Origin of the sequence: Rhizobium sp. BR 362 (genome assembly GCF_036528765.1) — a bacterium.
In the GTDB taxonomy this organism is placed as follows: Bacteria; Pseudomonadota; Alphaproteobacteria; order Rhizobiales; family Rhizobiaceae; genus Rhizobium.
The window spans coordinates 49,238-63,641 of the sequence record NZ_JARWGH010000001.1 but is presented as its reverse complement, the minus strand read 5'-3'; the positions used below and the strand labels follow the sequence as shown (position 1 = coordinate 63,641).

Sequence of the window (14,404 nt, the reverse complement as noted above, 5' to 3'; positions counted from 1 at the left end):
AGATCGGGCAGCGACCCGCGCGGCGCCATAGGCCGTTATTCTCCGGCGGCCATATCCGGAACCACTTGAGACATCCGGAATCGCCGCCCCAATGGTGGGCAAAGACGTGAACTGGTTAACCGATTATCGCATCCCCATCGGTCCATGGGCCAAGGCCGTCGTGGATTGGCTGACGAGCAACGTCACGTGGTTTTTCGACGGGCTTTCCTATGTCGTCGCCCATGTGATCAATGCGCTGCTGTTTGTCCTGCAGGCGCCGCATCCGCTGGTCGTCGTCGCCGTTTTCACGGCCATTGCCTACTGGCTGCGCCGGAGCGTTCCGGTCACGGCCCTGACCCTGATCGGTCTGCTGATCACCATCAATCAGGGCTATTGGAAGGAAACGACGGAGACGCTGGCGCTGGTGCTGGCCTCGACTTTCGTCAGCATGCTCGTCGGTGTTCCGCTCGGCATCGCCGCGGCCCGTCGCCCCTGGCTCTATGCCTTCATGCGGCCGGTTCTCGACCTGATGCAGACCATCCCGACCTTCGTCTATCTGGTGCCGGCGATGATCCTGCTCGGCCTCGGCATGGTCCCGGGCCTGGTCGCGACCGTCGTCTTCGCTATCCCGGCGCCGATCCGCATGACCCGCCTCGGCATCATCTCGACGCCGCCGACTCTCGTCGAAGCTGCCGAGTCCTTCGGCGCAACGCAGCGGCAGGTGCTGCGCAAGGTCGAGCTTCCCTTCGCGACACCGCAGATCATGGCCGGCTTGACCCAGACCATCATGCTTTCGCTCTCCATGGTGTCCATCGCCGCCCTCGTCGGCGCGCCTGGCCTCGGCGTGCCGGTGTTGCGCGCCTTGAATAGCGTCAATGTCGCCAAGAGCTTCGATTCCGGCGCCTGCATCGTCATCCTGGCGATCATTCTCGACCGCATGTTCCGTGCCCCCGGCGAAGGAGAACAGTCATGACCACCGCCGTCGGCTTCAAAAACGTCAGCATCATCTTCGGCGATCGCCCGGAGGCCGCGCTCAAGCTTGCCGATGCTGGCAAAACGCGCGACGAGATCGGCAAGGCGACCGGCCTGGTGCTCGGCGTCGCCAACGCCACGCTCGAGATCGAAGAAGGCGAAATCCTCGTCCTCATGGGCCTTTCCGGCTCCGGCAAGTCGACGCTGCTTCGTGCCGTCAACGGCCTGGCGCCGGTCGTGCGCGGCGATGTCGTCGTCAACAGCAAGAGCGGACCGGTCAACCCCTATAGCTGCAATCCCAAGGCGCTGCGCGATCTTCGCATGCATACCGTCTCCATGGTGTTCCAGCAGTTCGCGCTGCTGCCCTGGCGCACCGTCGCCGACAATGTCGGCTTCGGATTGGAGCTCGCCGGCGTGCCCGAGGCCGAGCGCAAGAAACGTGTCGACGAACAGTTGCAGCTCGTCAACCTGACGCAATGGGCAAACCGTAAGGTCAACGAGCTTTCCGGCGGTATGCAGCAGCGCGTCGGCCTCGCCCGTGCTTTTGCGACCGGCGCGCCGATCCTGCTGATGGACGAGCCGTTCTCGGCCCTCGATCCGCTGATCCGCACCCGCCTGCAGGACGAGCTTTTGGAATTCCAGCGCCGCCTGAAGCGGACGATCCTCTTCGTCAGCCACGACCTCGACGAGGCCTTCCGCATCGGCAACCGCATCGCCATCATGGAGAGCGGCCGGATCATCCAGTGCGGCACGCCGCAGGAAATCGTCAAGAACCCCGCCGACCAGTATGTCGCCGACTTCGTGCAGCACATGAACCCGATCAGCATGTTGACCGCCCGCGATGTCATGCAACAGGGCCTCGGCCACTCCGCGGCAGGCGGCTCGGTCACCGCGACGGCAACGGCCACGACCCCGCTCGTCGATATCCTCGACGCGCTGACACATCAGCCCGGCAATATCGGCGTCGTTGACAACGGCGTGATTATCGGGACGATTTCCGCCCAGGATGTCGTGGCTGGCCTCACCAGCCACCGGCGGAGAGAGTAGTCTATCTAGGCTCTCTCCCGCCCTGCGAGAGAGAGCCTATGAACGACAAACCATCCGTGCTCCGGGAAACCGATGATGAGGCGCGCAAGCAGGCACGTGTCCTGCTGCGCTCTGCCCGCTATGCGTCTCTGGCGGTCATCGATCCGCAAACGGGCTTCCCTTCCGTGAGCCGCGTGCTGACGGGCACGGATATTGACGGCGTGCCTGTCATTCTTGTCTCGGCCCTATCAGCCCATACCAAGGCGCTGTCGAAAGACCCGCGCGCCTCGATGCTCTTCGGCGAACCTGGCAAAGGCGACCCGCTCGCCTATCCGCGCCTCAGCGTTCAGTGCCGAGCCGAGCGTGTCGATCGCGAAAACCGTCTATATGGACGCATTCGTACGCGCTTTCTTGCCCGGCATCCGAAGGCAAAACTTTATGCCGACTTTGCCGATTTCTGCTTCTTCCGCCTCATACCGCTTGCCGCTAGCCTCAATGGCGGTTTCGGAAAAGCATACAGTATGCCGGGCAACGATCTGATGATTCTTTCGGCGGCTAACGAGATGCTTGCTGAACAGGCAGATGCGGTAGTGCGAGAATTACTAGCCTCCTATCCTTGTATCATTACAATTATAGTGAGTAGCCTAAGAGGGTCGTCTGGTAAAAATTGGCGTATTTATGGCTTAGATATGGCAGGAATCGACCTAATTCGGGGAGATGAGGCGCTAAGATGGGAATTTGACCCACCCTTGGGGGAGTTGCATGACACTCATACATACATATCTAAAATAGCATACTCGATACCTTAAATTTAGGTATATACAATCTTTGGCCTATATTGGTATTGTTACTTATCGGATTAATTCCCCGATTAAAAATATCCGCAATTTCTGATGTACGCTCCGCATTAGGAAGATTAAAAGATGAAGACAAGAAATTTGGCCGAACACTCCAACGTGGCGGCAGCATTATTATCTGCTATGGCGAACCCGAAGCGCCTTATGATTCTCTGCAGCCTGGTCAAGGGTGAAGTTCCGGTTGGCGTGTTGGCCAATCAGGTGGGGCTCAGCCAATCTGCACTCTCTCAGCATCTTTCGAAGCTCCGCGCCCAGAAGCTGGTGAAAACCCGCCGCGATGCTCAAACGATTTACTACTCCAGCACTTCAGACTCGGTCATCCGTGTTCTGGAAACGCTGGAAGACATTTATTGTGAACCGGAAAAAAGTAGATCGGCTGCTTAATAGCCAAAACTGGCTCTAAGTATGTCGGGGCGAGATCTACGAGGAAGCGATTGCTTCCAACCTTAAGATCAGGCCTCTTTCATCACCATCTATATAAATGATTTGGCTGGCAAATTTCTAATTTGCCAGCCTTTTCGCGTCTTGTCCGTGGACAAGCGCCTTGCGGTCCGCGGCTGCCAGCCAAGCCCGGCGACACAGGACCGAAACAGGCTCGACCCTTGGATCCGCACATTGTCCCACAGCCCACCTTTGTCTTGACGCCAAAGGGGCGGCTGATAATTTGACCGGGCAGTAAAATAATCACGCGGCCCCATGGCCGCGATCGGGAAATGGCCCCCGAATGGCCATGGAGAACAGCATGTCCGACCGTCTGAATGCCACCCCCAACGATCTGCGCGCCTTTTGGATGCCGTTTACCGCCAATCGCCAGTTCAAGAAGGAACCACGTCTCTTCGTCGGCGCCAAGGATATGCACTATACCACCCATGATGGGCGACAGGTGCTGGACGGAACGGCCGGCCTTTGGTGCGTCAATGCCGGTCACTGCCGGCCGAAGATCACCGAAGCCATTCGCGAGCAGGCGGGCGAACTCGACTACGCACCGGCCTTCCAACTCGGCCATCCCAAGGCGTTCGAGCTGGCGAACCGGCTGGTGGACATCGCGCCCGAGGGCATGAACCACGTTCTCTACACCAATTCAGGCTCCGAATCCGTCGAAACCGCGCTCAAACTGGCGCTCGCCTACCATCGCGTGAAGGGCAACGGCTCGCGTTTCCGCCTGATCGGCCGCGAGCGCGGCTATCACGGCGTCAACTTCGGCGGTATCTCCGTCGGCGGCATCGTTTCCAACCGCAAAATGTTCGGCACCCTGCTGACCGGCGTCGACCACATGCCCCACACGCATCTTCCCGGCAAGAATGCCTTTACGCGCGGCGAGCCCGAACATGGCGGCGACATCGCCAGCGAGCTGGAGCGTATCGTCACCCTGCATGACGCCTCCACCATCGCTGCCGTCATCGTCGAGCCGGTTGCCGGTTCCACGGGCGTACTGATCCCGCCGAAGGGCTATCTGCAGAAGCTGCGCGAAATCTGCACCAAGCACGGCATCCTGCTGATCTTCGACGAAGTCATCACGGGTTTTGGCCGCCTCGGCACCCCCTTCGCCGCGCAATATTACGATGTCGTCCCGGACATGATCACCACGGCGAAGGGCCTGACCAACGGCGTCATTCCGATGGGCGCGGTCTTCGTCACCTCGGAAATCCATGATGCCTTCATGCAGGGACCCGAGCACATGATCGAGTTCTTCCACGGCTATACCTATTCCGGCAACCCGATTGCCTCTGCCGCGGCTCTCGCGACGCTCGATACCTACAAGGAAGAAGGCTTGCTCACACGCGCAGCCGAACTTTCGGATTATTGGGCCGATGCGCTGCACTCCCTGAAGGATTGCCCGAACGTCATCGACATCAGAAACACCGGCCTGATCGGCGCCATCGAACTCGACCCCATCGCCGGCGAACCCACCAAACGCGCTTTCACCGCCTTCCTGAAGGCCTATGAAAAGGGCCTGCTGATCCGCACCACCGGCGACATCATCGCGCTGTCCCCGCCGCTGATCATCGAAAAGCACCATATCGACGAACTCTTCGGCAAGCTGAGAGAGATCTTGCAGAATAATATCTAACTCAGCGCTTTTAAGGCACTAGACGATCCACGAACTCGGAAAAGTTCCCTCTCCCCGTTTTAACGGGGAGGGCTAGGGTGAGGGACTGTTCACGAGGGACGATGATATGCGCCGCTCGGAACCTAAAACCACACAACGCGCACGCAGACTTCGACAATCGGACAACGATGCAGAAGCGAAATTATGGGCCGAACTCCGAGCCCGTCGCCTGAACGGCTTCAAATTCGCGCAATCCGGTAGCAGGGACAGCTCCGAGTGAACCTGCCGCCATTCGTGGTCAGAAGCCTGCATCGGCAGGTTCGTCGCCCTTTCGGATGATACCTGGTGCTCGACTAATGGTGTAAATTCCTTCCTAATCGCGCTCAGGATGCCAGGCGTGGCAGCGCTGTTCCATGGGAAGGAAAATGCACAAGGCAACTCCGATGATCGCCGCAGTCGCTCTGGCATGCTCGATCGACGCATCGGCGCAATCACTCCCACAGCCCGTTCAGGCGGCAGTCGATGATGCGACGAAAGATTGCAAAGTCGAGAAGGGTTTCGTCACTATCAAGGATGTCAATGGCGACAAGGTTCCTGACTACATTCTCGATACCGGGCGTGTCGTATGTGGCGGCGCGCGCTCCTGCGGTTCGGCTGGATGCGTGACACAGATTTTCGCGTCCGAACCCGACAAAAGCTACAAATCCGTCTTTAACGACTATGTCCAGGGTATGAAGTTCGTGCAGATCGCAGGGCGGTCGGCGATCAGGCTCACCGAGCATGGAAGCGCCTGTGGTCGTGCCGGATCCGACACCTGCTATTTAACGCTGTACTGGAACGGCAGCGATTTCAAGCCGGAACAGGCGAAAGGGGATCAGCACGCGGCGGCAACGCCGCCCCCCGCGGGCGGCCTTGACGTACTAATCGTGGAACAGGGTGGAGACGGTCAGGCAGCAAACTGCGGGAGCAGCGTCGTCGCCGGGCTGAAGGCCAATGGAGACGGCTTCCTTGCAGTGAGGTCAGGGCCTGGAGGCCAGTACCGTCAGCTCGACGCGCTCCACAACGGGGATATGGTCTTCGTTTTCGACCAGCGCGGAAAATGGGCCGGCATCGTCTACGGGACATCGAACGTGAAGTGCTCTTCAACTCAGAATCGGCCCGTGCCATATGCAAACAAAGGTTGGGTCAGCACCAACTGGCTGAAACCCGTCGCCGACTGACAGCCCTTTTCCCGTCTGGAGCAGAGCTCGCAGCCAGTGAGAACCGCGGGGATTTCACTGAGACAACAGCTCCCTCATGACGACGTTCCGCTTCCCAAAGTCTGGCGGTATTTGCTACCGAACTGTGCAAATTCGTGCGGCAATTTCCGATCGGCCCCTATTTCGCAGACTTTGCATGCCGCGGAAAACAGCTAGTCATAAAAGTCGATGGAAGCCAGCACGCTGATAGCGCACGGGATGCTGCGCGTAACAAGTTCATGCTCGACAATGGCTGGTCGGTCTCGCGCTTCTGGAACATCGATGTTCTGACAGCCATGCCATCCGTTCTCGAAACCGTCATTGCTATTTGTGACGGCAGACTAACCGAAGCTACATCGGCTCGCGATTTTAAGTTTTTTCCAGCAAGATCGCCAAATTAGCCCCTCACCCCAGCCCCTCTCCCCGCAGGCGGGGAGAGGTAGTCTCTTGGCTCTCTCAAGACCGAGAAACACCGCTCTATCAAGAAATTCGGACAGGTCCCCTCTCCCCGTAAAACGGGGAGAGGGTTAGGGTGAGGGGCAATACGGAATCACAGAGAGCGCAGGAAGAGCCATGACCACCAAACTCGAACGCTACATCGACCAGGGCGTCGGCCGTGAGCCTGCGGACATCGTTCTGAAAAATGGCCGCTTCTTCGACCTAGTGACGGGCGAGCTTGTTGCGTCCGACATCGCCATCTGCGGCGACCGCATCGTCGGCACCTGCGGCGCCTATCAGGGCCTTGACGAGATCGACATCTCCGGGCGTATCGTCGTTCCCGGCTTCATCGATACGCATCTGCATATCGAATCCTCTCTGGTGACGCCGCATGAGTTCGACCGTTGCGTCCTGCCCTATGGGGTGACCACTGCCATCTGCGATCCACATGAGATCGCCAATGTCCTCGGCACTGAAGGCATCCAGTATTTTCTGGATTGTTCGCTGGAAACCATCATGGACATCCGCGTCCAGCTCTCTTCCTGTGTGCCGGCAACGCATCTGGAAACGTCAGGAGCCGATCTGCCAATCGAGCGGCTCCTACCCTTCCGCGATCATCCGAAGGTGATAGGCCTGGCGGAATTCATGAATTTTCCGGGCGTCGTCTATAAGGACCCCGTCTGCATGGCCAAGCTCGACGCCTTCCAGGGCGGCCATATCGATGGCCACGCGCCGCTTTTGCGCGGCAACGACCTCAATGGGTATCTCGCCGCCGGCATCCGCACCGAACATGAATCGACGACCGCCGAGGAAGCGCTCGAAAAGATCCGCAAGGGCATGCATATCCTTGTGCGCGAAGGCTCGGTCTCCAAGGACCTGCATGCGTTGATGCCGATCCTGACCGAGCGCCTGTCGCCCTATCTGGCGCTTTGCACCGACGACCGCAACCCGCTCGACATCGCCGAACAGGGCCATCTCGACTATATGATCCGCACTGCGATCGCTCACGGCGTCGAGCCGCTTGCGATTTATCGTGCAGCCTCCATCTCAGCCGCCCGCGCCTTCGGCCTGCGTGACCGCGGCTTGGTGGCGCCTGGCTGGCGCGCCGATCTGGTCGTCGTCGACAGTCTGGAGAGTTGCAAGGCGGAGATCGTCTTCTCTGCGGGCCGACGCGTCACCGCGGAGCTTTTCGCCAGCCGTAAGCCGGTCGCTCCCGTTGGTCTCGAGAGCGTGAGGGCACGCCCGATCAACGCCGCCGATTTCGGCGTACCGGTGACCGAGGGCGAAAGTTCCGTGATCGGCGTCACCCCCGGTAAAATCATCACGCAGCATCGCCGCTACCGCCTGCCGGTCAAAGGCAACCAGACCGATATCGATCTCGGCAACGATATCATCAAGGTGGCCGTCATCGAGCGACACGGCAAGAACGGCAATCATGCCAATGGATTCGTCCAGGGCTTCGGCCTGAAGAAGGGTGCGATCGCTTCGACGGTCGGTCACGACAGCCACAATATCTGTGTCGTCGGCGTCAATGAAGACGATATGGCCCGCGCCGCCAACCGCCTCAGCGAAATCAATGGCGGTTTCGTCGTCGTCGAAAATGGCGTCGTCACCGGCGAAATTGCCCTGCCCGTCGCCGGCCTGATGAGCCTCGATCCCTATGAAACCGTGCGCGATACGCTTCACCGCCTGCGTCAGGCGGCCTATGCCCTCGGCGCGACACTGGAAGAACCCTTCCTGCAGCTCGCCTTTCTGCCGCTACCGGTCATCCCGCATCTGAAGATCTCGGATCGGGGTCTTGTCGATGTCGACAAGTTTGTGCTGATTGGGTGATCATGGATGAAATGTCGTGGACCCGAATGCTCCATCGCGACCGGGTGAAACCAGCGACCGAACAATTCACGTATTGGGACTCCAATTGAGTCCCGCGTATTGTTATCTTTTGCTGGCGACACAAAATCACTTGGCACTGGAAAAATACTCGTGACGAAGCTTGAGCAAATTGAGAAAAACATCACGGAGCTGGGGCCTGAGGACTTCAAGGCGTTTGCCGAATGGTTTGAAGCTCTCCAGGCAGCTCGTTGGGACAAGCAGATCGAGGCCGATATCAATACCGGTAAGTTGGACCAAATAGCGGACCGAGCCCTCGCCGATTTTCGGGCAGGAAAGACTAAGGCGCTGTGAAACATCATGCCGCGCCGTCATTCTGGCAAGCTTATGAAAAGCTGCCAAAATATGTCCAAGAACTGGCCGACCGCAACTTCGAACTGCTGAAATCGAATCCGAAGCACCCCTCGCTTCACTTCAAGCAAGTGGGGCGCTTCTGGTCAGCCCGCGTGGGAATTTCCTGGCGCGCACTCGCGATAGCGGATGGCGAGGATCTCATCTGGTTCTGGATCGGCTCCCACCCGGACTACGACAGGCTCCTGCGCTAATCATCCCACCTGCCCGCAGAATACATCCAGCGCCGCGAGGGTGACGGCGTCGCTGGCGTGCGCGGTCGCAAAGCCGGGCATCGGCATGATCTTTCCCACCTTGATCCCCTTTGGCAGAGCGACCTTCACGGGCTCACGAGACAGATTGAAGACAAAGAGCAGCGTTTCGCCGCCCTTTCTGCGCGTAAAGGCGAGGACGTCCTCCTCGGTGTCGAGAAAGGTCATGTCGCCGTCGACCAGCGCCGCATGCTGCTTTCGGAAGGCCAGCGTCTCGCGGTAGTGGTGAAGAACGGACTGCGCATCCGCCTCCTGCTTGTCGACGGCGAGTGACGCTTGCTGGTAAGGCACCGGCAGCCATGATTTTTCCGCCGTGGAAAAGCCCGCATGCACCCGGCTCGCCTCCCAGGGCATCGGCGTGCGGCATCCGTCGCGACCCTTGAAAGCAGGCCAGAAGCGGATGCCGTAGGGATCCCGTAGATCCTCGAAGGCGAGCTCCGCCTCGGGTAGGCCCAATTCTTCACCCTGATAAAGACAGATCGAACCGCGCAAGGTGGACAGCAAGGAAATCGCCAATTTGGCGACACGCGGCTGCTCGGCCTCCGTTTCGGCAAACCGGCTGACATGACGGTTGACGTCATGGTTCGAAAAAGCCCAGCAGACCCAACCGTCGGTGACGATCTCCTGAAAGTCCCCGACGCAGCGCCGGAAATGTTCCGGTGTAAAGTCCGGCCCGAGAAGATCGAAGGTATAGCACATGTGCAGCTTGTCGCCGCCGCTGGTGTAAGCGGCGACCGTCTGCAGCGAGCGAGCGCCATCGCCGACTTCGCCGACGGTCGTGCGCCCCTCATACTGATCCAGCAGCTTGCGGAAGCGCTTCAGGAAACCGATGTTTTCCGGCTGCGTCTTGTCATGGAGATGGTTCTGCATGCCATAGGGGTTGCTTTCCGGCGCATCCAACCCGCCAATGGCGATTGCGGCCGGCGGATTGTCCCGCAGCTTCTTGTCGCAGAAATAATAGTTCACCGTATCCAGCCGGAAACCGTCGACGCCGCGATCGAGCCAGAATTTGACCGCCGCGAGCACGGCATCCTGGACTTCGCCGTTGTGAAAATTCAAATCCGGCTGCGAGGTCAGAAAATTGTGCTGGTAATATTGCCGGCGCACGCCGTCCCATTCCCAGCCTGGCCCGCCGAAGATTGACAGCCAGTTGTTCGGCGCCGTGCCGTCCGACTTCGGATCGGCCCAGACATACCAGTCCGCTTTGGGATTGTGGCGGCTCGCCCGGCTCTCGACGAACCAGGGATGGCGATCCGACGTATGCGAGATCACCTGATCGATGATGACCTTGAGGCCGAGCGCATGCGCTGTTGTCATCATCTCGTCGAAGTCGCCGAGCGTGCCGAAGATCGGATCGACGTCGCAATAGTCGGCGACATCGTAACCCATATCGGCCATGGGCGAGGTGAAGAAAGGTGCCAGCCAGATGGCATCGACGCCGAGTGAGGCGATATGCGGCAGGCGGCGGGTGATGCCCTTGATATCGCCAAGCCCGTTGGCGTCGGTATCCTGAAACGACCGCGGATAGACTTGATAGATCACCGCGCCGCGCCACCAATCGGCCCCTGCCGCTTTATCCGTTGATTTCATGAAACAATCCGCCTCGATTTCCTCTCGCCTCTCAGATTGCACACTAAGCCCTAGGCGGCAAGCTGCAAACCAGATGGAGGATGAGCCTGCGTTCGAATGCGCAAAAATTTGTGAAGTGATTTCGGAAAACTGCCAATGTAGATATTCACAGCTTCAAGTCGCCGCTCGCTTTAGGACTTGAAAGCGACGTTGCATCGGATAACTTGCGACATTGACCTGCACGTACAGGTCACCTGCGGGATCAAAAACAGCCTTGAAAAACAAGGCCCATAACTCCAGAAAGGTGGGGAAAGATATGACTCATTTCAGCAAGAAATTCATCGTGTCGGCGTTCGTCGGCACGTTGTTGAGCGTTTCTGCACATGCCGCAACGCTTAATATCCACAATGGCGGCGACCCCACGTCGCTCGACCCTCAAAAAATTTCCGGCGACTGGGAGAACCGTATCGACGGAGACATTTTCGAAGGACTGGTGACGGAAGACCCCAAGGACAACCCGATCCCCGGCCAGGCTGCAAGCTGGACCATTTCTCCCGACCAAAAAGTCTATACCTTCAAGCTTCGTGACGGCATCAAGTGGTCCGACGGCCAGCCGGTGACCGCCGAGGATTTCGTCTTTGCCTTCCGGCGCCTGATGGACCCGAAGACCGCCGCCCAGTACGCATACCTGCAATATACGATCCTGAACGCGGAAAAGATCAACAAGGGCGAGATCAAGGATCTCAGCCAGCTCGGCGTCAAGGCGATTGACGACAAGACCCTGGAAATCACGCTCGAAAACCCGACCCCTTACTTCCTCAACGCCTTGATGCACTACACGGCCTATCCGTTGCCGAAGCATGTGGTCGAAGCCAAGGGCGATGATTGGGTCAAGATCGGCAACATCGTCACCAACGGCCCCTATAAGCCCGTCGAATGGGTGCCCGGCTCGCATGTCTCAAACGTTAAGAATGATCAGTACTACGACGCCAAGGACATCAAGATCGACAAGGTGAACTTCTATACGCTGGAAGATCAAGCCGCCGCCCTGAAGCGCTATCGCGCCGGCGAGTTCGATATTCTGACGTCGTTCCCCGCCGACCAGTTCGAGTGGATCCAGAAGAACCTGCCCGGCCAGGCGCATGTGGTTCCGTTCCTCGGCACCTATTATTACGTCCTGAACGCCACCAAGCCGCCTTTCAACGACAAGCGCGTCCGCCAGGCTCTCTCCATGGCAGTCAACCGCGAAGTCATCGGTCCGAAGATCCTCGGCACCGGCGAACTGCCGATGTATTCCTGGGTACCGCCGGGCACGGCCAATTACGGCGAGCCGGCCTATGTGAGCTGGAAGGATGAACCCTACAAGCAGAAGGTCGAAGAGGCCAAGAAACTGCTGAAGGACGCCGGCTTTGGCCCCGACCATCCGCTGAAGGCGCAGCTTCGCTACAATACCAACGACAACCACAAGCGCATCGCCGTTGCGATTGCCGCCATGTGGAAGCCGCTCGGCGTCGATATCGAACTCTACAACACCGAAACCAAGGTGCATTACGATGAAATGCAGCGCGGCCAGGTGGAAATCGGCCGCGCCGGCTGGCTTGCCGACTATAACGACCCGATCAACTTCCTGAACCTGCTGTCCACCGGCGTCGAGATGAACTACGGCCGCTGGAGCAACCCGGATTACGATGCGCTGATCAAGCGGGGCAACGAACAGACCGACCTGAATAAGCGCGCCGAAATCTACAAGAAGGCCGAGCAGTTGGCCCTCGACGACAGCGCCGCGATCCCGATCTACTACTACGTTTCCCAGAACATCGTCGCCCCGAAGGTCCAGGGCTTCGTGGACAATATTCAGGACATTCACCGCACTCGCTGGCTGTCCATCAAAGAATAATAGGAAAAGGCCCCGCCCGCTTTTGTCGGGCGGGGCCCCAAAAAACCCATGTTTCGCTACGCTCTCCGTCGCCTGCTGTCGACAATCCCCGTCCTGTGGATTGCCGTAACAGTGTGTTTTTTCATCCTGCGCCTCGCTCCTGGCGGCCCCTTCGATGGCGAACGGCCATTGCCGCCGGAAGTCAAAGCTAACCTCGCGGCTCACTACAACCTCGACAAGCCCCTGGTTGAGCAATATCTGATCTATGTCGGCGACGTCATGAAGGGCGATCTGGGCCCCTCCTTCGCCAACCAGGACTTTACCGTCACCCAGCAGATCATGTCCGGCTTCCCCTATACGCTGACCATCGGCGGCGCTGCCTTCGTGCTCGCGACCATCGTCGGCGTGCTGATAGGCTGTCTTGGGGCGCTCTATCAGAACCGCTCGGCCGACTACTGGCTGGGCGGCGGTCTCCTCATCGGCTTGGTCATGCCGAGCTTCCTGATTGCCCCGATCCTTCAGCTCGTCTTCGGCAACACGCTCGGCTGGCTGCCGGTCGGCGGCTGGGGCGATGGCTCGATCCGGTTCCTGATCCTGCCCATCATCGTCCTGACGCTGCCGCATGCGGCCCGTATTTCGCGTCTGATGCGCGGCTCGATGATCGAAGTGATGAGCCAGAACTTCATCCGCACGGCCAAGGCCAAGGGCATAGGCCCGCGCCTGACCGTCATGCGGCACGCATTGAAGCCCGCTTTGATGCCGGTCGTCTCCTATCTCGGCCCTGCGGCAAGCTACCTGCTCACCGGTTCACTGGTCGTCGAAAGCATCTTCGGCCTTCCCGGCGTCGGACGCTACTTCGTCGGTGCCGCGCTCAACCGCGACTACGGCATGGTGCTTGGCACGGTCATCTTCTACATGGTGCTGATCGTGGTCCTCAATCTCCTCGTCGACATCACCTATGCGTGGCTCGACCCGAAAGTGAGAATGCGATGATCCTCAATTCCGCCAAAAGAGAATTGCTGGAAGCGGAACTGCTTTCGGCCGAAGGGCTCGCACCCAAGGGGCGCTCCCTCACCGGCGATGCGATGCGTCGCCTGCTCCGCAACAAGGCTGCCGCACTTTCGCTGATCGTCCTCGCAGTCCTGGTGCTGGTCGCCATATTCGGCCCATATTTACTGCCCTTCAACTACGAGGATCCGGACTGGACTTCCTTCCGAGGTCCTCCGGACTTTGCCGCCGGCCACTATTTCGGCACTGACGGCAACGGCCGCGACCTGCTGGCACGCACACTTTACGGCACCCGCGTTTCGCTGACCGTCGCGCTCGTCGCCACCCTCGTCTCGGTCATCATCGGCGTGCTTTATGGCGCCGTCTCGGGCTATTTCGGTGGCCGTGTGGACGCCATCATGATGCGCTTCGTCGATATCATGTACGCGCTCCCCTACGTGCTCTTCGTCATCCTGCTGATGGTGATTTTCGGCCGTAACGTCTATCTGCTGTTTGCGGCAATCGGCGCGCTCGAATGGCTGACCATGGCGCGTATCGTCCGGGGTCAGACCTTGTCGATCAAGCAGCGGGAGTTCATCGAAGCGGCACGGGCCTCCGGCCAGCGCTCGTTCAAGATCATCCTCAAGCACATCGTGCCAAACCTCGTTGGTCCGGTCGTCATCTACGCGACGCTCACCATTCCCGAGATCATTGCCACGGAGAGCTTCCTCTCCTATCTCGGCTTCGGCGTGCAGGAGCCGCTGACATCGCTCGGCACGTTGATCGCCGAGGGCTCCGCCGGCATGGAGACGACGCCCTGGCTGCTGTTCTTCCCGGCCGGTTTCCTGGTCGCGCTGCTGATGAGCCTGCTCTTCATAGGCGATGGCTTGCGCGACGCTTTCGATCCGAAGGATCGCTGA

General features: G+C 59.2%; 13 protein-coding genes and 2 pseudogenes. 14 read left to right on the top strand and 1 reads right to left on the bottom strand.

The genetic code is table 11. The features are described from left to right. Window positions 1–94: 94 nt before the first annotated feature. The 11 genes and pseudogenes from choW (at window position 95) to QDY28_RS00270 (ending at window position 8,995) form a co-directional block, all read left to right on the top strand. A complete protein-coding gene (gene choW, locus QDY28_RS00320; protein WP_331380054.1) occupies window positions 95–952 on the top strand; it encodes a choline ABC transporter permease subunit in 858 nt (285 codons plus the stop codon). Next, a complete protein-coding gene (gene choV / locus QDY28_RS00315) occupies window positions 949–1,998 on the top strand; it encodes a choline ABC transporter ATP-binding protein (RefSeq protein WP_331379691.1) in 1,050 nt (349 codons plus the stop codon). The genes choW and choV overlap by 4 nt, the downstream gene beginning before the upstream one ends. 38 nt (window positions 1,999–2,036) lie before the next feature. Further along, complete coding sequence (locus QDY28_RS00310; protein ID WP_331379690.1) at window positions 2,037–2,786, top strand: HugZ family pyridoxamine 5'-phosphate oxidase; 750 nt, start codon at window positions 2,037–2,039, stop codon at window positions 2,784–2,786. Window positions 2,787–2,900: 114 nt separating this feature from the next. Beyond that, window positions 2,901–3,218 (top strand): ArsR/SmtB family transcription factor, encoded by a 318-nt coding sequence (locus QDY28_RS00305; protein WP_028751732.1) that lies wholly within the window; start codon window positions 2,901–2,903, stop codon window positions 3,216–3,218. Window positions 3,219–3,576: 358 nt separating this feature from the next. Next, window positions 3,577–4,905 (top strand): aspartate aminotransferase family protein, encoded by a 1,329-nt coding sequence (locus QDY28_RS00300; protein WP_331379689.1) that lies wholly within the window; start codon window positions 3,577–3,579, stop codon window positions 4,903–4,905. 106 nt (window positions 4,906–5,011) lie between these two features. Continuing rightward, window positions 5,012–5,137 (top strand): annotated as a pseudogene (locus tag QDY28_RS00295) (DUF559 domain-containing protein); the annotation flags it as partial. Window positions 5,138–5,309: 172 nt separating this feature from the next. Next, window positions 5,310–6,104 (top strand): hypothetical protein, encoded by a 795-nt coding sequence (locus tag QDY28_RS00290; protein WP_331379687.1) that lies wholly within the window; start codon window positions 5,310–5,312, stop codon window positions 6,102–6,104. Window positions 6,105–6,232: 128 nt separating this feature from the next. Then, window positions 6,233–6,523, top strand: a pseudogene (locus tag QDY28_RS00285) (endonuclease domain-containing protein); the annotation flags it as partial. A gap of 172 nt (window positions 6,524–6,695) precedes the next feature. Continuing rightward, window positions 6,696–8,393, top strand: coding sequence for an adenine deaminase (ade, locus tag QDY28_RS00280; protein WP_331379686.1), 1,698 nt, complete (start codon window positions 6,696–6,698; stop codon window positions 8,391–8,393). Window positions 8,394–8,543: 150 nt separating this feature from the next. Then, on the top strand, window positions 8,544–8,744 hold the full coding sequence (locus QDY28_RS00275) for a hypothetical protein (RefSeq protein WP_331379685.1): 201 nt from the start codon (window positions 8,544–8,546) through the stop codon (window positions 8,742–8,744). Continuing rightward, complete coding sequence (locus QDY28_RS00270) at window positions 8,741–8,995, top strand: type II toxin-antitoxin system RelE family toxin (protein WP_331379684.1); 255 nt, start codon at window positions 8,741–8,743, stop codon at window positions 8,993–8,995. The genes QDY28_RS00275 and QDY28_RS00270 overlap by 4 nt, the downstream gene beginning before the upstream one ends. Here QDY28_RS00270 and bglA read toward each other — a convergent pair whose 3' ends face one another. After that, entirely contained in the window at window positions 8,996–10,642 is a 1,647-nt protein-coding gene (gene bglA / locus QDY28_RS00265; protein ID WP_331379683.1) for a beta-galactosidase BglA, read from the bottom strand. A 295-nt stretch (window positions 10,643–10,937) separates the two neighbouring features. On the opposite strand from bglA, the gene QDY28_RS00260 reads away from it, so the two are divergent. Genes QDY28_RS00260 through QDY28_RS00250 form a run of 3 tightly spaced genes read left to right on the top strand, consistent with a single transcriptional unit; the run spans window position 10,938 to window position 14,404 of the window. Then, window positions 10,938–12,518 (top strand): peptide ABC transporter substrate-binding protein, encoded by a 1,581-nt coding sequence (locus tag QDY28_RS00260; RefSeq protein ID WP_331379682.1) that lies wholly within the window; start codon window positions 10,938–10,940, stop codon window positions 12,516–12,518. A gap of 48 nt (window positions 12,519–12,566) precedes the next feature. Beyond that, window positions 12,567–13,490, top strand: a complete 924-nt coding sequence (locus QDY28_RS00255) for an ABC transporter permease subunit (RefSeq protein WP_331379681.1) — start codon at window positions 12,567–12,569, stop codon at window positions 13,488–13,490. Further along, window positions 13,487–14,404 carry an ABC transporter permease subunit gene (locus tag QDY28_RS00250; RefSeq protein ID WP_331379680.1) on the top strand — a complete coding sequence of 306 codons (918 nt, stop codon included), beginning with the start codon at window positions 13,487–13,489 and terminating at the stop codon, window positions 14,402–14,404. Before QDY28_RS00255 ends, QDY28_RS00250 begins: the two co-directional genes overlap by 4 nt.